Here is a 20,036-nt window from a genome sequence, read left to right on the forward strand (position 1 = left end):
GACCGCATTCTCCAGCATAAAATCTCCGTCGTCCTGCACCGTAGCAGAACCTGACGTCCAACTAGCCGCCGGTCGTTCAGAAATCAAGTGTGAGGGGCGTCAGGTTTTGTACGGGTCGAGTGAGGCGCGCAGCCCGTCTCCAAGGAAGTTAAAGGCCAGCACAACAAAAATGATCGGCAGCATGGGGATCGCCGTCCAGGGATAGATCTCGATGGACGCGAGGTTCTGTGCATCGTTCAGCATGACCCCCCAGCTGACCGCCGGGGCCCGCAGACCGAGACCCAGGAAGCTGAGCGCTGTTTCGCCCAGGATCATCGCGGGGATCGACAGCGTGGCGGAGGCGATAAGATGCGACATGAAATTCGGCAGAAGGTGCCGCCTGATAACCCTGCCAGGTTTTGCGCCCATCATCTCTGCTGCGCGCACGTATTCCTCTTCACGCAGGCTCAGGAACTTACTTCGGACCGCCCGGGCGAGACCCGGCCAGTCGAGAATGCCGAGGATAATGGAAATGATGAAAAAGACCGCCACCGGTCCCCAGTTCGAGGGTACCGCGGCAGAAAGCGCAAGCCACAGGGGCAGTTCTGGCAGTGACCGCAGAATTTCGATGACCCTGTTGATGGTCCAGTCGGTCCGGCCACCGAAATACCCAGCGACGGAACCAAAGAATATCCCGAGCGCAAAGGATACGGTGATCCCGATCAGCCCGACCGTAAGCGACAGCTGCGCGCCGTACAGAATACGGCTGAACACGTCGCGCCCCAGCCGGTCTGACCCCCACAGGAAAACAGTGGCACCTTCCGGTGCGCAGAAGAGATGCGTGTCCGAGGGGATGAAGCCAAAGAGGTTGTATTGCTCGCCCTCGCAGAAGAAGAGCAACGGCATCGGCCTGCTGGTATCAGTCTCATAGGTCCAGCGGTAATTGACCAGATCCGCTGTTGCGGTAGTCGGATACACAAACGGCCCGACAAATTCTCCTTCGTGCCACAGGTTGATCGACTGCGGCGGCGCATAAAGGTAATCCGCGCTGCGTTCGTTGGGCGTGTAGGGGGCGATGAACCCAGCTACCGGCAGCATCAGATAGCTGAGCAGCAGGAAGATGCCCGAGATCAGGCCCAGTTTGTGGCGTTTGAATTTGCGCCACACGAGCACCCAGTTCGGCGCATCCATATCGGAGCGTTCGAGCGCCGAGAGGTTGGCATCGTCGGACCAGGGGGCTTCGTCAATCCAGCGACCGTCGGGCAGTTTTTTCATGAGCCACGCGCCCCGTACCGGATGCGCGGGTCAAGAAGCACCAGCAGCAGGTCGGAGATCATCGTACCGATCAGCGTCAGCAGGGCGACAAACATCAGAACGAAACCCGCAAGGAACTGATCCTGCGATTTCAGCGCGGTGAGCAGCGAGGGCCCGATCGTCTGCAGACCCAGCACCACAGACACCAGTACCGAGCCGGAGACCATCGCGGGCAGCAGGTTGCCGATATCCGCGACAAAGGGATTGAACGCCATGCGCAGCGGATATTTTGCCAGCAGTTTCGACGGCCCGAGCCCTTTGGCCTTTGCCGTCTCGACATAGGGTTTGCTGAGCTCGTCCAGCATGTTGGCCCGCAGCCGCTGCATCATCGCGGCCGCACCGGAGGTGCCGATCACAAAAGTCGGTACGATCAGATGCACGAGGATTGATTTCACCTTATCCCAGGACATCGGCTCACCCTCGAATTCGGGCGACATCAGTCCTCCGATCGGCAGATCGAAGTACTTGTTTCCGTAATAGAAAAGGATCAGCGCCAGTAGAAAGTTCGGGGTGGCAAGGCCAAGATAGCCGACAAATGCGGCCGTGTAATCAACCCAGGTCTCGGACTTAGCGGCCGCGATGACACCCAGCGGCAGGGCCACCATATAAACGAAAAGAACCGCTGCGAGGTTTACCAGCACGGTCAGCCAAAGGGCATCGCCCACAATTTCGCTGACTGGCCGGTCGAATTCAAACGACCAGCCGAAATTGCCCTGGATGAGGCCGTACCAGCCCTGCGGACCCGGCGCCATGCCGACCCAGATCAGGTATTGCTCCCAGATCGGCCGGTCGAGCGCGTATTCGGTGCGCAGAAACTCGGCCTTTGCGACACCCTCGGCCTGGCCGGTGGCGCGCAGCTCGGCGATCTGGTTCGACAGGTAGTCGCCCGGGGGTAGATTGATGATCACGAAGATCAGGATCGACACGACCCACAGCGTGAGCAGCATCGTGATGAACCGGTAAATGGCGTAGCGGACGAACATCATTGTGTGAGCTGCTGGAACGGGTCTTCGTAGTAGAACTCGTCGATGCGGTGGATGCCGAAATGCGCCCCCGGATCCCATGCCCACTTTGCGATTTCAGGTACATTGCGCAGGTTCTTTGAGACCACGACAGGCTGTGGCGCCTCGGCTAGGATGCCGATGCCGTATTGCTGGTCCGCGTGAATGGCGAGCATTTCGCGCCATATTTCCATACGTTTTGCCGTGTCTTCCGTGTGATCCCAGTCCCAGCTGAGCTGCATCAGGCGCTGGGCGTGTGGCATGTCAGGTTTCTCGCCCAGCTCTCCGCCGGTCTGGTAATACTGGCCCCATTTCGGCCAGGCAAAAAATTCCTGGTGTGTGGGCGCGAGGTATTCGGGCGGCGTATACGATTGCGGCAGGCCGTTGTCCCACCCGTACCAGATCGCCGCCATGCTGAGACCGGAATAGACGCGGTTGCGCAGAATATCGCGGTCCAGCGGACGCATAATGAGCTTCACCCCGATCTCGCGCCAGGTGTCCGTCACAATGGCCAGCGCGTTTTCGACTTCCTGGCGTTCTCCGGCTGTTTCGACCACAAATTCCATCGGGCGGCCATCAGGCAGCCGGCGGATTCCGGTCGGTGTGCGCTCGGTCAGACCCATCTCGTCCAGAAGGCTGTTGGCCTTTGCGACGTCAAAGATGGCCCAGCTGGACAGATTGGCGGGGTCAAAGAAGGGGCTTTTGGCCAGCGCGGTCATCCCGCCTTCCTTGGCCAGTCCGAAGTAGAGCGCACGGTTGATCATGCGCCGGTCAATGCCAAGGCTGAGCGCCCGCCGGAACCGCACATCGCGGATGATCTCACGCCAGACAGGATCGGCAAAATTCAGGTTGGGGTAGACGGCGATCTGGCTTGCTGCGCCGTTGGCCCAGAGCAGTGTGCGGTAGTTGGCGCCATCTGCTTCGCCCTTCTTCAGAATTGAAATATCAGGGAAATCCAGGCCACGGGCCTGCAGGTCCACTTCGCCTGCGTTGGCCTTGGCAGCAATCAGACCGCCGCCGACCACAGTCATCTCGACAACGTCGATATAGGGCAGCTGATACCCCTGTTTGTCGACCCGGTGGTAATACGGATTTCGCACAAAAAGATGACGGCTTGACTTGGCATTCGACGCATTCATCCACGGCTGCAGCGTCGGCAGCGCGGGGTTGTCGAACTTATACATGTTGTCTTTGGCGTTATGCAGTGCGGCCCAGCCGCGGACGCGCGCCTTCTTGATCGCCTTTTTGAGCGTTTTCGCGTCAGTGAACTCCGCGTGGAACTTTTTCAGATAATGCGCAGGCCGGTAAATGATGAACGGGCTCGCCTGCGCCAGCAGCTGCAGGAACTGAGGGTTGGGCGTGGGCCATTCGATCACGACTGTATGCGCATCGGGAAAGGTAATGTCGGCCAGCACACCGTCCACGATCAGGTTCTGGGACGGACCGGAGGGGCTCAGTTCTTTGTTCTGAGCCACGTTTTCCCAGTAGTACCGGAAATCCTCAGAGGTGAAGGGATGGCCGTCTGACCACCGGTGCCCCCGGCGCAGGTGAAGCGTGAATTTGCGTCCTTCCTCGACCGTCACATCGCGCAGAATATCAGGATAGAGCTCGTAGTTGTGGTCGTAGCCTACAAGGCGCGCGTAACCGTAGACGACCATCTGGCGCACATCCTTGGAACGCGAGACCAGCGTGCGCAGGGTCCCTCCCTGTTTGCCAAGAGTGCGGCCCTTGGTCTCAAGATTGACCACAAGAGGGTCCAGCGGCAGCCGTTCGCCAACGCCGGGCAGGTTGCCGTTTGAAACTTCTGAGCTCCAGAAAGAGCTTTCACGGACATCGGGTACCAGAGCCGCAGGTGTGGCCGCGACGCGGAGGCTCGTGGTCTCCGCCGGAGCTGTACCGGGACCGAACAGCAGGAAACTCAGGATGATTGCAAAGGTTCTATACATGGCACCGTACCTTGTGACCCGGCTCCAGTTCTGTCAACGCGGGAGCATCAACGCCCTCGAAACGGAATGCTTCGGGCCATGATGCCGGGGAACCGGCACCCTTTGCAACCAGGCTCAGGTCAATTGGCCGGCTCATATCGGGTTCCGGCTGTGCCGCGATCAGCGCCCGGGTGTAGGGGTGACGTGGATTGTAAAACAAAGTGTCCGGCGGGGCCTGTTCCACCACCACGCCCTGGCGCATGACGGCCACCTCGTCAGCGATGCGGGCCACCACCGCCAGATCGTGGCTGATAAAGAGGTAACTCAGGCCCATACCGTCCCGGATGTCCTCAAGCAGTGTCAGGATCTGTTCCTGCACCGAAACATCCAGTGCCGACGTCGGTTCGTCACAGACCAGCAGCACGGGGTCGAGCGTCAGCGCCCGGGCGATCGACAGGCGCTGGCGCTGCCCGCCTGAGAAAGCATGCGGATAACGTGTGAGCATCGAGGGGTCGAGACCCACCCACCGCAGCATTTCTGCTGCTTTGTCACGTCTGTCGGACCTTGACCCGATGTTGTGGATTTCCATCGGCTCGGTCAGCGCCTGCTGGATTCGCATCCGCGGCGACAGTGAGGAGTAAGGGTCCTGGAAAACCATCTGTGCCTGGCGCTGGAACGCGATGCGTTCGCTCTGGCTCATGGCGTCCACATGCAGCGGTTCGCTGTCCGGCGTGGCGCGGAAGAGTACTTCGCTGCCTGGGTCGGGCTGTTCGGCGCCGAGGGCGATCCGCGCGCAGGTTGTCTTGCCGGATCCGCTCTCGCCCACAACCGCCACCGTTTTGCCGCGCTGCAGTTCAAGATCGACCCGGTGACAGGCCGTAACCACCTTGGGTGCGCTCCAGCCGCCGGCGCGCATCGTGTATGTCTTGGTGACGCTGCGCATGTCGAGGATCAGATCATCATGCCGTGCCGCACGTGCAGGTGCCGCGACCTCCGGAATCATCGGTGCCGCCGCAAACAGCTTTTTGGTGTATCCATGCGCCGGCGCGCCCAGAACCACATCTGCGGGGCCACGCTCCATGACGCGTCCCTTGTTCATCACCACAACACTTTCGGCCATATTCGCCACCACGCCGAGGTCATGGGTGACGAGGATAACTGCCATGCCGGTATCGCGCTGCAGGTCTTTGATCAGCCCAAGCACCTGAGCCTGTGTTGTCACATCCAGTGCGGTTGTCGGTTCGTCAGCGATCAGAAGGTCGGGGCGCGCGACCATTGCCATGGCGATCATGGCCCGCTGACGCATGCCGCCGGACATTTCAAAGGGATAGCTCTGCCAGACACGTTTCGGGTCGGGAAAGCCAACCCGCTCAAAGGTTTCCAGAACGGTTTTTCTGGCTTCGCGCATCGGCATGTCGCGGTGCAGCCTCAGCACTTCGGAAACCTGGTCGCCCAGCCGGTGCAACGGGGAAAGGGACCGCATCGGTTCCTGAAAGATCATGGATATGCGGTTACCGCGTATCCCGCGCATGCCCCGCTCCGGAACCGACAGCAGGTCTGTTGATGTGCCCTTGCAGTCGAACCGGATTTCGCCACCCGCGATGATTGCCGAATCCGGCAGGATCCGCAGTACTGACCGGCAGGTGATCGTTTTGCCCGACCCGCTCTCGCCGACCAGCGCCAGTGTCTCGCCCGGCATCACGCTGAAGCTGACATCGCGCACTACGGGGGCCGCCGTTCCGAAGCCGATGCTCAGATTTCTGACATCCAGCAATGGGGTACTCACGGGTGGGCCACTTCCTGATCTGGTTACGCTCTGTCCGGGGCGTGGCCCCACGCCGCACAGTCAACGCGATTCCGGCGCTCAGGTCCAGCACACAGAAGCGTGAGCACCTTTGTACTGTCATTTTTGTCCCGGAAAGGGCATCTGACAGGGAGGATGACCACGAAAAGGACCTGAAATGAGCCGTCTCGATCTGTTTATCAACCGCATGGTGTCGCAGCGGGCCTGTCTGGATCACGCTGCTGCGCTCACAGAAAACATCGGGGGGCCGGTTTTCGAACTCGGTCTCGGCAACGGGCGGACCTATCACCATATGTGCGCAATCATGCCGACGCGCGACATCTGGGTATTTGAGCGCGCGATCGCGTCGCATCCCGACAGCACTCCGCCGGAGGATCGCGTGATGCTGGGTGACGTTTTTGAGACACTGCCGCAGGCGGCTGACCGTTTTCCGGATGGCGCGGCGCTGATCCATGCCGATCTGGGCGGGCACAACGCCAAAAAGAACGACGAGTTTGCGCGGCGCGTCTCCCCCTTTATCGAGCCTTTGCTGGCGCCGGGAGGGCTGATGGTCTCCAGCGACAGAATGTATTTTGAAAATCTGACAGAGATTGCGCTGCCGCCTGATGCCGTGCCGGGACGCTGTTTCATCTATCAGAAGTGAACCGCCGCCGGTTACCGGCTTGCTGTTGTGCGACGTGCATTTTACTCTGCGGAACAATGACTGTTCTGTGTCCCATGGCTGTTCGATCCGGCTGTTGCCCTGAAGGGCGGCGGTAACGGTGGTTGCGGCGGACCGGAAATTTGCGAACACCCTGGCGCGCGGGCTGAGCGTACTTCAAGCGTTTGCCACCTCAGGCGAAGCCCTGACGCACGCGGGGATTGCGCGGGCGACGGGGCTGCCAAAACCAACTGTATCGCGCCTGACATACACCCTTTGTACGCTGGGCTATCTTAGCCAGCCGGAGCGGAACGGCCCGTTTTTCCCCGGTCCCGCTGCAGTTATGCTTGGTACTGCCTCCGGTTTGTCAGTGCCTTTTTTCCAGAGCATTTCCGCGCCGATGCAGCGACTGGCCGAAGAAACCGGGACACTCTGTACCATACTCCTTGCCCATGACCGGGAAATGGTGCTGACCCGCACCTGGCAGCCCTCTGCCGGCACCGTGCTGCGGGTGCGCGACGGTCACCGGATCCCGTTGATGGGCACGTCATCCGGGCAGGCCTGGATCGCGGCTCTGACGCAGAAACAGTTTGAAACGCTGGACCCTGATCCGCAGCTGCGGGCTTTCCGAGAGAGCGGGCATATGCAGTTGCTGCGCCGGGGGTTTACCGTGGCCACGCGTGCTGAGCGGTCGGGTGGCCAGGTCAATGCGGTCGGCGTTCCGTATTTCGTGCCGGCTTTCGGCTTGCCTGTGGTCTTTTCCTGCGGCGGCCCCGCAGGGCGACTGACGGAAACCGAACTGGAAAACGAAACCGGGCCGGCGCTGCGCGAGGTTGTTCAGGCACTTGAACGCCAGACCGGGCAGCCACCGGCGCTGATCGCCGGCAGCCGGAAAACCTGAAAGGACAGGCTATGACAGAACCAGTCACCTATACCCGACACGCGGATATCGCGGTGATCCGGATCTGCAACCCGCCCGTGAACGCGCTTGGACAGGCCGTTCGCGCTGGTCTGCAGGCCTGTATGGACCGCGCCGAAGCGGACGAAGGCGTCCGGGCCATATTGCTGGTGGGGGACGGGCGCACATTTATTGCAGGTGCAGACATCCGCGAATTCGGGAAGCCACCTGCTGCACCGCACCTGCCGGACCTCTGTACGAGGATCGAAGCCTCGCCTCTGCTGGTTGTAGCGTCAATGCATGGGGTGAGCCTCGGGGGCGGGCTCGAAGTGGCACTTTCCGCACACTACCGTGTGGCCCAGCCGGGCGCGAAGGTTGGACTGCCGGAAGTGCACCTGGGGCTTATTCCGGGTGCTGGCGGAACGCAACGCCTGCCGCGTGTCGCCGGCGCGGAAGCTGCGGTGGAAATGATCACGTCCGGGCGTCACGTTGGCGCAGAAGAGGCGCTGAGCCTCGGCATCATTGACGAGATCCGGGACGGTGATCCGGAAACGGAGGGTCTTGCGGCGACACGGGAACTCCTGGCGCGTGGTATGGCGCCCCGGCCCGTGAGCGGCCTGCCGGCTCCTGCCCCGCTGGACTGGGACGCACAGCACGCGGCGACGCTGAAAAAGGGACGGGGGCAGATGTCTCCGGCAGCCGCCGTCCGCGCCATTCAGGCGGCATCGGAACTGCCTTTTGCCGACGGTCTGAAAGAGGAACGCCGCATCTTCAGCGACCTGATGGAAACTGATCAGCGTCAGGGTATGATCCATTCGTTCTTCTCGGAACGTGCGGTGGGAAACCTGCCCGAACTGAAGGGCATTCCCCCGCGTAAACTCGACAAAGTTGCGGTCATCGGTGGCGGGACTATGGGGGCGGGCATTGCAACGGCGCTGCTGCTCGCGGGCCTGAGTGTCATCCTGCTGGAGGTCACGCCGGATGCGCTTGACGCAGCCCGCGACCGCATCGCCGGGAACCTGGCGGGGGCCCTGCGCCGTGGAAAGATCAGCCAGGAACAGCATGACGGGATGCTCGTGCACGCGCTTGAACTTACCACTGAGTACGCCGCGCTTTCCGGAACTGATCTGGTTATCGAAGCGGTTTTCGAGGACATGGCCGTCAAAAAGCAGGTCTTCTCACAGCTTGATCAGGTGTGCCGCGAAGGTGCGGTGCTGGCCACCAACACTTCCTATCTCGACATCAATGAGATTGCGGCGGCAACCTCGCGGCCTTCTGAGGTCATCGGGCTGCATTTTTTCTCTCCTGCTCATGTCATGAAACTGCTCGAGGTTGTTGTGGCTGATCAGACTGCGCCGGATGTCACGGCGACCGGTTTTGCACTGGGCCGGATACTGGGCAAGACGTCTGTGCGTGCCGGTGTCTGTGACGGCTTCATCGGAAACCGGCTTCTGAATGCCTGTCGTACCGCTGCGGATCACATGGTGCTGGACGGAGCCAGCCCCTGGGAAATCGACCAGGCCATGACGGATTTCGGTTTTGCCATGGGTCCGTTCGCTGTGTCGGATCTGGCGGGGCTGGATATTGCCTGGGCTACGCGGAAACGGCTGGCGCCGCACAGGGATCCGCGCGAACGTGTCGGGACCTATCCGGACCGGCTTTGCGAGGCCGGACACTTTGGCCAGAAAACCGGTCGCGGTTTTTATGTCTATGAACCCGGCGCGCGTGCCGGTGTGCCCAATACGGACGTTGCGGCCTTTGTTGAAGGAGAGCGGGCGGCGCTGGGGATCGCAGCCCGGTCGTTCACGCCCGAACAGATATCCGGGCGGTATATGCTTGCGATGGTGAATGAGGCGGCCCGGCTGCTGGGCGAGGTGATCGCGCGCCGCCCGCTCGACGTCGATGTTGTGCTGGTTGCAGGTTACGGCTTTCCCCGTTACCGCGGCGGACCGATGAAATGGGCGGATATGACCGGACTGCCCGGCGTACTCGAAAGCATCCGGGATCTGGCCGCAGAGGATGACTGGTTCTGGAAACCTGCCCCGCTGCTGGAAGAGCTGGTCCGGGATGGGCGGACATTCGAAGAGCTGAACCGCAGCGCCTGATTGTCCGGGTGCCCGGGGCCTGGCTCAGGTCCAGACGCCGGAGGCGGCCTCGCGAATTGCGCGGATGTTTTCCCCATATGGGGTCGGGTCACTGACCGATCCGCCGCGGAACACAGCGGATCCGGCAACAAGCACGTCGGCCCCCGCGCGGGTCACGAGCGGAGCCGTCTGCGGGTCGACGCCACCGTCAATTTCGATGTGGATCGGCCGGTCGCCGATCATGGCGCGCAGCTTTCTGACCTTGTCGATCTGAGAGGCAATGAATTTCTGGCCGCCAAAGCCGGGGTTTACGGTCATCACGCAGACAAGGTCGGTCAGGTCGAGCAGCTCGGATACGGCTTCGGCGGGCGTGCCGGGGTTCAGGGCGACACCGGCCTTTGCGCCTGTGGCCCGTATTGCCTGCAGCGTGCGGTGGATATGCGTGCTGGCCTCGACGTGGGCAGTGATCACATCGGCACCGGCGTCCGCGAAGGCCGTGATGTAGGGGTCCACGGGGGCAATCATCAGATGAACGTCCATCACACCCCGGATGTGCGGCCGGATCGCAGCACAGGTCGCCGGGCCAAAGGTGATGTTCGGAACGAAATGCCCGTCCATCACATCGACATGCACCCAGTCTGCCCCCTGAGCTTCGATCGCTTCGCACTCAGCGCCGAAATTTGCGAAATCCGCGGAAAGGATCGACGGAGCGATTTTTACAGAGCGGTCGAAAGTCATGAAAGGTCACCTCTGGCAGCGGTTGTCGCGGCCCATTAGCCACCCTTTTGCAGCAGGAGCAAGTCCGGCAGCATGTGTTTGCGTTAACTGACAGCCGCTGATTTGCCGCTGCTGGCCGCTCAGTCCCTGGGCGGCACCGGCGCCGTAACAAGATCAGCCAGCATGCTGAAGGGCATGTCCGGTTCAGCCACCATACGGCTGCGCATGTTCCAGATGTCCCCCGCGCGTTCGTCTCCTGTGACCGGGGCGCAGAACTGCATGAATTTTTCCTGATATTCTGTCTCGGGCAGCCAGGTGTCCGGGCCGCCGCGCGCATCAACGACACCTGAAGCCAGTTGAGTTCCATCCTGCAGCGTCACATTGACTTCAGCAGTGCGGCGTTGCGGGAAACGGGCATTGTGCGCCGGGTCCTCTGCGACGGAAATCCGCGGCATTAGGGACGCGACATCCGGGTCCTGAAGCCCCGCGCCGGATATGTGATCGGGGCCGACCTCGCCGTAGCGCATCAGGACCGACAATGCGAAGTGCATTGAATACTGCGCCTGGCCTGTGGTGTCCGGCAGACCCTGGAAAAGTGCGGCACCTTCTGCAAAAGTGCGAACAGAAACGCGGTCAATGTCCTGAGGCCCGAGGCCGTGATCCCGCATCAGAGCCCGCAACCCATCGAGGGGCGCGTGCGCCCAGCGGCAGACGGGATAGGGTTTGATGTAATTTTCCATGATCGTCCAGTGCGTGCCCAGGTCTTCCCAGAAGGGTCTGGCCTCGCTTCCTTCAATGGTGATGGCCGGAGCACCTGAGAAGCCGTCGAGTGCGAGCAGTGCCGCCATAGAACCGGTCAGCGCGCCCATGCCCGAGCCATCATGCAGCATCGTCGGTGTTTGGATTTCCCGCATCATCTGGCTGCGCGGACCGTGGTATTCGGCGATCCCGAGCGCTTCGCGCAGGCATCCCGCGTCCGCGGTTCTTAAAGTGCACCCGATGGCCGCGACCCCAAGCGCGTTCCAGGCGCCGGATGTGTGATAGTCGGACACGGTGGCATGCAGGGCCAGACCGGCGCGCGCGCTGATCTCGTAGGACATCGCGAGGATGTCGAGAGCCTGCCCCGCAGTCAGGTCCGGGCGCGCGTCTGCAAAAGCGAGCAGAGCGGGGACGACAGCGCAGCCAATGTGCCCCTTGACCGGGTTGAAGCCGTCATGTGCGTCCAGGTTGTCTATCTGGGTCGCTGCGGCGTAGGCACTGCCAGCTATAGACACCCGCCGTCCGTCAAACAGCATCGGTGCACTGTCGGCGTCGGCGGCACCGTGGAACCTGGCAGCGTGTTGCCGGGCAATGCGTGAGGGGTCGAGATGTGTGGCACCGGCGGCCACGCCGAGTGTGTCGATCAGCAAGAGCGCAGCGCGGTCCCGTGGGCCGTGCGGAATGTCAGGCGTCAGGATGAAATCTGCAATCGAACTGATATGTGACGCCATCGGGTGTCCTTTCGGCAGGTGGTCATTCTTCATCAGAAGAGCAGATTCGCGGAGAGGCATGTCTGTTCGCGACATCACCTCATGTCACAAACCACAAGCGGATGTGATGGCACGTAACTGGCCTTGGCTGCCAGGCTGTGTAAGGAACCGCGCAGTCAACAACACCCGAAAGGACAATGCTATGCTCATGCCGCGCCAGAAAGTACCCGATCTCAGACTGCCAACACTGGATCATGGAGAGTTCGACCTCTCGTCTGACGGATCTGAGCGCGGCACTGTTGTGTGCTTTTACCGCGGGCTTCATTGTCCTTTGTGCGCGACCTATCTGAGTGAGCTGGAAAAACGCACTGCCGATTTCGCGGAACGTGGTGTGCGCACCATCGCTGTCAGTTCCGACGGTGAAGAGCGGACACGTGCGATGGCCGAAAAGATCGGTGCAGAAGCACTGAGGTTCGCCTATGATCTGCCGCTGGCCAAGGCACGCGAGTTCGGCCTCTATATCTCGACAAGCCGTGGTAAGACGTCGATTGGCATCGAAGAGCCGGCGCTGTTTTCCGAGCCTGGCCTTTTCCTGATTACACCGGAACAGACGCTGTATTACGGGTCGGTTCAGACAATGCCGTTTGTGCGGCCGCACTTCTCTGAACTGGTGGGGGCAATGGACTTTGCCATCAACAATTCATACCCGGCGCGTGGCGAATACACCGGTGCCGTTTAAAAGGTGATCCAGCGGCGCGGCTGCGCCGCACGACATGCCCGCCTCATATCCTTTCGGATCTGGGGCGGCTGACCCTGCTGCGCAGGGAGGGGCTGGCATCAGTCTGACGCCAGCTCAGCCACCATCTGGTCGCGCATAATGAACTTCTGCGGTTTGCCGGTCACTGTCATCGGCAATTCGCTGCGGAAGGAAATGTGTGCCGGCACTTTGTAGTGCGCAATGTTTTCGCGGCACCAGTCTGTGATATCTGAGGGCGTTGCGCGGGCATCCGTCTGCATAACCAGCCAGGCACAGACGATCTCGCCGAACTTCGGATCCGGGATGCCAAAAACTTGAGCCTGTGCGACGTCCGGGTGTGTATAGAGGAACTCCTCAATCTCACGCGGGTAAATATTTTCGCCCCCCCGCACGATCATATCTTTGACACGTCCGGTGATGGCCACGTAGCCCTCTGCGTCCATCGTGGCGAGATCACCTGTGTGCATCCATCCGTCTGCGTCGATGCTGTCATGTGTTTTGTCTGCGTCTTCCCAGTACCCTTTCATCACCGAATATCCACGGGTCAGCAGCTCACCCTGGGTGCCTGTGGGCACTGTTTGCCCCTCTGCGTCGATGATGCGGACTTCTACGTGGGGGTGAATGCGGCCGACGGACGAGACCCGCTGTTCCAGAGGGTCATCGGTGTTGCTCTGAAAAGACACAGGGCTGGTTTCGGTCATCCCGTAGGCAATCGTCACGCCGGTCATATTCATGCGGGCCTGCACCTGGCGCATGATTTTGACAGGGCAGGGCGCACCTGCCATAATTCCTGTACGCAGGCTGCTCAGATCCCAGGTGTCGAATTCGGGCAGTGCGAGCTGGTTCACGAACATGGTGGGCACCCCGTAAAGTGCGGTGCAGCGTTCCTCTGCGACGGCGCTGAGCGTGGCCACAGGATCAAAGGCTTCGCCGGGGACGACAATCGTGGCGCCCTTTGTGACGCAGCCCAGGGTGCCCATGACCATGCCGAAGCAGTGATAAAAGGGAACGGGAATGCACAGACGATCGGTGTCATTCATTTCAAGTGTTTCGGTCACATAATGCGCGTTATTGATGATGTTGTGATGGGTCAGGCAGGCTCCTTTGGGGCTGCCCGTGGTTCCGGACGTGTACTGAATGTTGATCGGATCATGCGGTTCGAGCTGCGCCGATATGCTGTCCAGTTCTGCCGCTGGCACGGCGTCGCCTGTTGCACAGAGGTCGTCAAACCCAATCATACCTGCGGGGATATCATCGCCCATGACGACGACCGCGCGAAGATCAGGAAGCCGTTCGGCATGCAGCGCGCCGGGCTTTGCGGATGACAGCTCGGGCGCCAGCGTTTCAACCATACCGGTGTAGTCGGATGTGCGGAACCGGCGGGCTGTCACCAGTGCTCTGCATCCGACTTTCCGCAGCGCATATTCAAGCTCCGACACGCGATAAGCAGGGTTGATGCAGACGAGAATGGCGCCGATGCGCGCTGTGGCAAACTGCGTCAGCAGCCATTCCGCGCGGTTCTGGGACCATATGCCAACCCGGTCGCCTTTGCTGATGCCCAACCGCAGCAGACCGCCAGCGAGGCGGTCCGTCTGATGAGCCAGATTGCTGTAGCTCCACCGGATCTTCTGTTCCCGAAACACGGCCGCCGGATGGTCCGGTCGCGCTTCGGCGGTTTGTTTCAGCAGGGCTGGCAGCGTGAGATCGAGCAGCGGGGTATCCGTCCGGCCATGAACATGGGACAGACCGTTGTGGGGCCGCCGGTCGTGGGGGATCATTGGCTCATCCTTCATGATGCTCTTCGGTGCTGATCAGAAGATATGATGCGGGAGCACGCAATACAAAGGACTGACGGCACCACCTGTTCCGGTTTGCGTCAGCTGTACCAGATGGCTCGTCGCAGCAGGTTGAGGCCAAAGAAAACAAAAACGATCAGAATGGCGTTTCGGAACCCCTGGCCCGTCAGTTTTCGGCGCAGAATTTCGCCGAGTGAAAACCCTGCGATTGCGGGCAGCAGCATTGCGATGGAAACACCGCTGAGCGGGCCGGTCAGAAACCCCAGTCTGGCATAGGCATAACACAGGGGCAGGCTGCCGATGAAAATCATGAAACCGGTGGCGCGGATAAATTCGTCTTTTTCGACCTGACGGGTCGCCAGATACATCGCCATGGGGGGACCCCAGGCTGCGGTCATGCCGCCGATTACCCCGGAGAAAACGCCAAAGCCAATCTGTGCCGTCCTGTCCCACCGGTCGGGCAGGGGTGGCACCATGTTGCGCCAGCTGACAGCAACAAAGATCAGAATGACAACGCCCAGTGCGGCGAGCAGGAACCGGTCACCGGTATCGCGGGTCAAAAACGCGGTGAAAACCACACCCGTGAACAGGACTGCTGAAAACAGCCAGTAGCGTTTTGCCGTGCGCAGGATTTCCCCGCCGCGCCACAGTTGCCAGGCGTTTGACCCGATCATGGGAAACATCACCAGTGCGATCGCGGTTCTTGGATCGGTGAACAGCGTCATGATTGCGATGGCGGCCGTGGGCAGGCCGATGCCGGCCACGCCTTTGACCCAACCGGCCGCCAGAAAGGCGGCCGATGCCATGAGCACCAGGGGCCAGAGCTCCACCGGCCCGGTCAGTTCCGGGCCCAGGGCCCGTGCTGTCCTGTGCTGCCGTCATCCAGGCGCGCAAAGCCATGCAGCCCGAAGTAGTCCCGCTGGCCCTGGATCATATTGGCTGTGCCGCGATGTGTGCGCATGGCATCAAAGTAGGTCAGTCCAGAACTGAGCGCCGGTGTAGGCAGGCCGTGCAGCGCTGACTGAGCAACGACCTGACGCAGGGCGTCATGGCTCGATTTCAGATGATCTGCGAAGCCCGGGGCAAACATCAGATTTCGGCCTGCGTCTTCGGTCAGAGCTTCGGCCATGTCGTTGAGCATGTCGGAGCGGATGATGCAGCCCTCGCGCCAGACCCGCGCTATACCCGGCAGCGCCAGCTCCCAGCCAAAGGCCTCGGACGCAGCAGAAATCATTGCAAACCCCTGCGCGTAACACAGGATTTTGCCTGCGATCATGGCTTTTTCCAGAATGTCCTCGCTCAGCGTGTCATGCGGCAGGTGGCGGGGGGCCGCGCCAAAGAGGGCCTCGCCTGCGGCGCGTGCGTCGCGCTGGGATGACAGGTTGCGCGCCACCACCGCGGCCTCAATGGCGGGAATGGGAGCTGCAAGGTGCTGCGCTTCGATCACGGTCCAGCGTCCGGTACCTTTCTGACCTGCCGCGTCCACGATGACGTCCAGCAAAGGCCCGCCTGTCGTGTCGTCCACAGCCCCTGCCACCCGGCCGGATATTTCGACCAGATACGACCGGAGCACCCCTTCGTTCCACCGGTCGAACACCGACCCGATGGCCGCCGCGTCGAGACCCATACCATCACGCAGAATTCCATAGATTTCCGCGATCATCTGCATATCTGCGTATTCAATGCCGTTGTGTACAGCCTTGACGAAATGGCCGGCACCCTCTTCGCCCATCCAGGTGGCGCAGGGCGTGCCTTCGTATTTGGCGCTGATCGCTTCGAGAATATGTGCGACACGGTCCCAGTATTCGCGTTTACCGCCGCCCATGATCGCAGGGCCGTGGCGCGCGCCTTCTTCTCCGCCTGAGACACCCACACCAAGGAATGGCCCGGTCGCTTCGCGTGCCCGGCGGTTGGTGTCATGAAAATTCGCGTTACCGCAGTCGATAATGAGATCATCCGGTCCCAGCAAAGGCCGCAGTGCTTCGATCTGGGTATCAACGGGGTCACCGGCGGGCACCATCAGGATAATCGCGCGGGGCGTTGCAATGGATTGTACCAGGTCTTCCAGGCTTTCGGTTGGCGTGATCCGCTCTGCCAGGTCCCCAGCGCCCGAGGCAAAGTCACGCGTGACCTGAGTGGTGCGGTTAAAGACAGAAATATCAAAGCCTTTCTCCGCAATATTGAGCGCCAGGGCTGCGCCCATTGTCCCGAGGCCGATCAGGCCGATTTCGCTTGCCATGGAAGGGTGTCTCCTGTGTTTCGGCGCCGCAGTAAGATGCGGTCCGTTGTATTGCCGCGATCTTATCCACGCGGACGCATAAAGGGAAAGGGTGAACCGGACAGCCGGGGCATTCAGTCAAAGGTGATCTGCGCTTTCATGGCCTGTGTCCGGTCGCTGGCCACTTCAAAGGCCGCGACTGCATCATCCATCCCCATTGTCTGGGTGATCAACGGGCGCACATCGAGCAGGCCCTTACGCATCAGCTCGACGCCGGTGAAGAATTCTTCGTGAAACCGGAACGAGCCGCGCAACTGGAGCTCTTTGGCCGTCAGCGCCTGGACCGGCAGGTTCATATCACCGCCCAGCCCGAGCTGCATTATGACGCCCTGCGGTCGCATGGCAGCAATCGCCGCAGCGAGGGCCTGTGCGACGCCGGTGCATTCAAACAATACGTCAAAGCGCCCCTTGTCAGCTTCATAGGCGCTGAGCGCCTCTGGTTCGGCGCCGGAGTTGATCACACGGTCTGCGCCGTTGGCGGCCGCCATCTTCAACGTGAAATCTGTGAGGTCTGTCGCCACGATCTCGGCAGCACCGGCGCGCCGGGCGACGAGAATACACAACAGCCCGATGGGGCCACAGCCGGTCACCAGAACACGCTTGCCCAGCAATCCGCCGGCCTGGCGTGCCGCATGAAGGCAGACTGCCAGAGGCTCGGCCATGGCGGCCTCACCTGCAGTCAGATCGCCCGCTGGTGCGCATTGGCGCGGATCGACAACGATATGCTGCCGGAAAGCGCCCTGAATATGTGGAAACGGCATCGCAGATCCATAGAACCGCATGTTCAGGCAGTGCTGATGCAGGCCTTCGTTGCAATAGCGGCATTGATAGCAGGGTCTGGAAGGGGACACGGCAACCAGATCACCAACCGACAGGCCGGTCACCCCGGCGCCCAGTTCGGTCACCCGACCGGATACCTCGTGTCCAAGCACCATTGGTTCGCGGATACGGATGCTGCCGAAGCCGCCGTGGTTGTAGTAATGCAGATCTGACCCGCAGATGCCGCCCGCCGCGACGGCGATCCCAACTTCGCCCGGTCCCGGAGACGGAGCTTCGTGTTCTTCGATGCGCAGGTCTTTGGGGGCGTGAATGACGACGGACTTCATTGGGTTTCCTTTGCGGCGGCACATGTGCCGGAGGGTCACTTGACAAGCTGTGTTAACGGTAACATAAATTGAGAACATCCAGAAAGTCGAGCAGAAAGAGACGTAGTATGAGCCTGAGCTTGTTTGATCTGACCGGGCGCCGAGCGCTCATCACCGGTTCTTCGCAGGGTATCGGTTTTGCCCTGGCCAAAGGGCTGCAGGCTGCTGGTGCCGAAATCGTTCTGAACGGGCGGGATACGGCAAAACTGTCTGATGCCGCGGCACAGCTGGGTGAAGGTGTTCATCAGCTTGCTTTTGATGCGACCGACCATGATGCCGTGCGCGCGGCTGTCGATGGTTTTGAAGCGGACACCGGACCGATTGATATTCTGGTCAACAACGCAGGTATGCAGCACCGCACCCCGCTGGAAGATTTCCCGGCTGACGCGTTTGAGCGGCTGATGCAGACGAATATCGCCAGTGTGTTTCATGTGGGCCAGGCCTGTGCCCGGCATATGATCGGGCGCGGCAAGGGCAAGATCATCAATATCGCATCGGTGCAGACCGCGCTGGCCCGTCCCGGGATTGCGCCCTACACGATGACCAAGGGGGCGGTTGCGAACCTGACCAAAGGCATGGCGACCGACTGGGCGAAACATGGTCTTCAGTGCAACGGGTTGGCGCCCGGATACTTCGACACACCGCTGAATGCGGCACTCGTTGCCGACCCAGAGTTCTCCGCTTGGCTCGAAAAACGCACGCCTGCGGGCCGCTGGGGCAATGTGGAGGAACTGGTTGGTACCTGTATCTTCCTTGCGTCGGATGCGTCTTCCTTCGTGAACGGGACCACTGTTTTCGTGGACGGTGGCATTACGGCATCTCTGTGAGCATGCGTCACTATGTGGTGATGGGGGTCTCCGGCTGTGGGAAGACCTCCGTAGGACAGGGGCTGGCCGCTGCCATCGGCGCGGAATTCGTCGACGCTGATGATCTGCACCCACCCGCCAACGTGGCCAAGATGGCGCGTGGTGAACCGCTGGATGATGAGGATCGTGCCCCATGGCTGACTGCAGTAGCCGCCCGCATGGAAGCGGGCGATGCCAGTGTTGTTATGGGGTGCTCTGCGTTGAAACGAGTGTACCGCGACACGATCCGAAATGGTGCAGGGTCGCCAGTGATGTTTCTGCACCTTGCGGGCAGCCGGGAACTGATCGCCAGCCGCATGTCCGCGCGGGAGGGCCATTTCATGCCGCTTTCCCTGCTCGACAGTCAGTTTGCGGCGCTGGAGCCGCCGGCCGCGGATGAGCTTGCGCTTACTGTCGATATAGATCGCAGCGAAGATGAGATTGTCGCCTGGATCGCTGCGCAGATCGGGGCCGCGTCCTAGGCCGCAGCCTTTATCCTGTCGCCAGCGGTGCAAGCCCTGCTGCTGCGCGCCCGTCTGGCGTTTTCAGTGAGAAATCCTGTCCGAGCCATGGATTAGCCGCCTGTGTTCCCAGCCAGGCGATGGCTTTGGCCACGTCGTCGGGCGAAATATGCGCGGCCCAGTCCAACTGGCTGACCGGATTGATGCCGGAGGCGCGGATCGCTGACTGCATGTCCGTAGCGACGGTGCCCGGTGACAAGCCGATCACCCTGACGCCCTGATCGCGGTATTCCTTGTCGGCCACCCGCGTCAGTGACAGCACTGCGGCTTTGGTCGCGCAGTAGTGGCTCCAGCCTTCAAGAGCGCTGGTCGCCGCCCCGGAACTGATGTGAACAAATGTGCCCCCTCCCGCGCCGATCATGCCGGGCAGGGCGGCGCGCAGGCCGTAATAGACCCCCTTCAGGTTCACATCAGCCACCAGAGACCATGCCGCGGGGTCGCTGTCAGCAAGACGTGCGATAGGGTCAATCAGTCCGGCGTTGCTGACCCACATGTCAATCTGTCCGTAGTGGTCACGTGCGTGTTCTTCGAGCGCTGCGATGTCCTCATATCGGCTGACGTCGCAGGCGATGGCATCCGCCCTGCCACCATCCTCGCGGATCTGTTCTGCAATGCTGGTGATGTCATTCGTTGATCTTGCCGCCAGGACCACTGTCGCGCCGAGGCTGGTAAAGTGTTTGGCGGTGGCCGCGCCGATGCCGCGGCTGGCACCGGTGATAACCACCGTTTTGTTTGAGTATTGCATGTTTCACGCTCCTGTCTGGTTTCCCGGAGGAGCTAAGCGTGTTTTTACATGTAAAAAATGGTATAATTTGCAAAACAATAGTGCATAAAATACATGAATGAATACTGATGATCTGAGA

The 20,036-nt window shown here is 61.0% G+C and carries 17 protein-coding genes; 6 read left to right on the forward strand and 11 right to left on the reverse strand.

Going from position 1 to position 20,036, the window contains the following annotated elements; genetic code table 11:
• Nucleotides 1-99: 99 nt before the first annotated feature.
• Genes ACZ1HA_RS19770 through ACZ1HA_RS19785 form a run of 4 tightly spaced genes read right to left on the reverse strand, consistent with a single transcriptional unit; the run spans nucleotide 100 to nucleotide 6,005 of the window.
• Nucleotides 100-1,254: an ABC transporter permease gene (locus tag ACZ1HA_RS19770; protein WP_375229000.1), complete on the reverse strand. Its 1,155-nt coding sequence runs from the start codon at nucleotides 1,252-1,254 to the stop codon at nucleotides 100-102.
• Nucleotides 1,251-2,279, reverse strand: a complete 1,029-nt coding sequence (locus ACZ1HA_RS19775; protein ID WP_375228999.1) for an ABC transporter permease — start codon at nucleotides 2,277-2,279, stop codon at nucleotides 1,251-1,253. The genes ACZ1HA_RS19770 and ACZ1HA_RS19775 overlap by 4 nt, the downstream gene beginning before the upstream one ends.
• Nucleotides 2,276-4,240 (reverse strand): ABC transporter substrate-binding protein, encoded by a 1,965-nt coding sequence (locus ACZ1HA_RS19780; protein WP_472715116.1) that lies wholly within the window; start codon nucleotides 4,238-4,240, stop codon nucleotides 2,276-2,278. Before ACZ1HA_RS19780 ends, ACZ1HA_RS19775 begins: the two co-directional genes overlap by 4 nt.
• Nucleotides 4,233-6,005, reverse strand: coding sequence for an ABC transporter ATP-binding protein (locus ACZ1HA_RS19785; protein ID WP_472715117.1), 1,773 nt, complete (start codon nucleotides 6,003-6,005; stop codon nucleotides 4,233-4,235). The genes ACZ1HA_RS19780 and ACZ1HA_RS19785 overlap by 8 nt, the downstream gene beginning before the upstream one ends.
• A 175-nt stretch (nucleotides 6,006-6,180) precedes the next feature.
• Between ACZ1HA_RS19785 and ACZ1HA_RS19790 the strand changes: the two genes are divergently transcribed.
• The 3 genes from ACZ1HA_RS19790 (at nucleotide 6,181) to ACZ1HA_RS19800 (ending at nucleotide 9,666) form a co-directional block, all read left to right on the forward strand.
• Nucleotides 6,181-6,666 (forward strand): class I SAM-dependent methyltransferase, encoded by a 486-nt coding sequence (locus ACZ1HA_RS19790; protein WP_472715118.1) that lies wholly within the window; start codon nucleotides 6,181-6,183, stop codon nucleotides 6,664-6,666.
• A 118-nt stretch (nucleotides 6,667-6,784) separates the two neighbouring features.
• Nucleotides 6,785-7,564 carry an IclR family transcriptional regulator gene (locus tag ACZ1HA_RS19795; protein ID WP_472715119.1) on the forward strand — a complete coding sequence of 260 codons (780 nt, stop codon included), beginning with the start codon at nucleotides 6,785-6,787 and terminating at the stop codon, nucleotides 7,562-7,564.
• 11 nt (nucleotides 7,565-7,575) lie between these two features.
• Complete coding sequence (locus ACZ1HA_RS19800; RefSeq protein WP_472715120.1) at nucleotides 7,576-9,666, forward strand: FAD-dependent oxidoreductase; 2,091 nt, start codon at nucleotides 7,576-7,578, stop codon at nucleotides 9,664-9,666.
• Between the two features lie 24 nt (nucleotides 9,667-9,690).
• Here the strand turns inward: ACZ1HA_RS19800 and rpe are convergent, their stop codons facing one another.
• Both rpe and ACZ1HA_RS19810 read right to left on the reverse strand, forming a co-directional pair.
• Complete coding sequence (gene rpe / locus ACZ1HA_RS19805; RefSeq protein ID WP_472715121.1) at nucleotides 9,691-10,383, reverse strand: ribulose-phosphate 3-epimerase; 693 nt, start codon at nucleotides 10,381-10,383, stop codon at nucleotides 9,691-9,693.
• Between the two features lie 119 nt (nucleotides 10,384-10,502).
• Nucleotides 10,503-11,852, reverse strand: coding sequence for an MmgE/PrpD family protein (locus tag ACZ1HA_RS19810; RefSeq protein WP_472715122.1), 1,350 nt, complete (start codon nucleotides 11,850-11,852; stop codon nucleotides 10,503-10,505).
• Between the two features lie 181 nt (nucleotides 11,853-12,033).
• On the opposite strand from ACZ1HA_RS19810, the gene ACZ1HA_RS19815 reads away from it, so the two are divergent.
• Nucleotides 12,034-12,570: a peroxiredoxin-like family protein gene (locus ACZ1HA_RS19815; RefSeq protein WP_472715123.1), complete on the forward strand. Its 537-nt coding sequence runs from the start codon at nucleotides 12,034-12,036 to the stop codon at nucleotides 12,568-12,570.
• A gap of 98 nt (nucleotides 12,571-12,668) precedes the next feature.
• Here the strand turns inward: ACZ1HA_RS19815 and ACZ1HA_RS19820 are convergent, their stop codons facing one another.
• The 4 genes from ACZ1HA_RS19820 to ACZ1HA_RS19835 form a co-directional block, all read right to left on the reverse strand.
• Complete coding sequence (locus ACZ1HA_RS19820) at nucleotides 12,669-14,366, reverse strand: AMP-binding protein (RefSeq protein ID WP_472715124.1); 1,698 nt, start codon at nucleotides 14,364-14,366, stop codon at nucleotides 12,669-12,671.
• A 98-nt stretch (nucleotides 14,367-14,464) separates the two neighbouring features.
• Nucleotides 14,465-15,214, reverse strand: a complete 750-nt coding sequence (locus ACZ1HA_RS19825) for a sulfite exporter TauE/SafE family protein (protein WP_472715125.1) — start codon at nucleotides 15,212-15,214, stop codon at nucleotides 14,465-14,467.
• Nucleotides 15,215-15,222: 8 nt separating this feature from the next.
• Nucleotides 15,223-16,623, reverse strand: a complete 1,401-nt coding sequence (gene gndA / locus ACZ1HA_RS19830) for an NADP-dependent phosphogluconate dehydrogenase (protein WP_472715126.1) — start codon at nucleotides 16,621-16,623, stop codon at nucleotides 15,223-15,225.
• A 113-nt stretch (nucleotides 16,624-16,736) separates the two neighbouring features.
• On the reverse strand, nucleotides 16,737-17,768 hold the full coding sequence (locus ACZ1HA_RS19835; RefSeq protein ID WP_472715127.1) for an L-idonate 5-dehydrogenase: 1,032 nt from the start codon (nucleotides 17,766-17,768) through the stop codon (nucleotides 16,737-16,739).
• A 107-nt stretch (nucleotides 17,769-17,875) separates the two neighbouring features.
• Between ACZ1HA_RS19835 and ACZ1HA_RS19840 the strand changes: the two genes are divergently transcribed.
• On the forward strand, nucleotides 17,876-18,634 hold the full coding sequence (locus ACZ1HA_RS19840) for an SDR family oxidoreductase (RefSeq protein WP_375228988.1): 759 nt from the start codon (nucleotides 17,876-17,878) through the stop codon (nucleotides 18,632-18,634).
• 2 nt (nucleotides 18,635-18,636) lie between these two features.
• Nucleotides 18,637-19,134 (forward strand): gluconokinase, encoded by a 498-nt coding sequence (locus ACZ1HA_RS19845; RefSeq protein WP_472715359.1) that lies wholly within the window; start codon nucleotides 18,637-18,639, stop codon nucleotides 19,132-19,134.
• 10 nt (nucleotides 19,135-19,144) lie between these two features.
• On the opposite strand, the gene ACZ1HA_RS19850 is transcribed toward ACZ1HA_RS19845, so the two are convergent.
• Nucleotides 19,145-19,918, reverse strand: a complete 774-nt coding sequence (locus ACZ1HA_RS19850; protein WP_472715128.1) for an SDR family oxidoreductase — start codon at nucleotides 19,916-19,918, stop codon at nucleotides 19,145-19,147.
• Nucleotides 19,919-20,036 lie beyond the last annotated feature (118 nt).

The organism is Roseobacter sp. S87 (assembly GCF_055693285.1).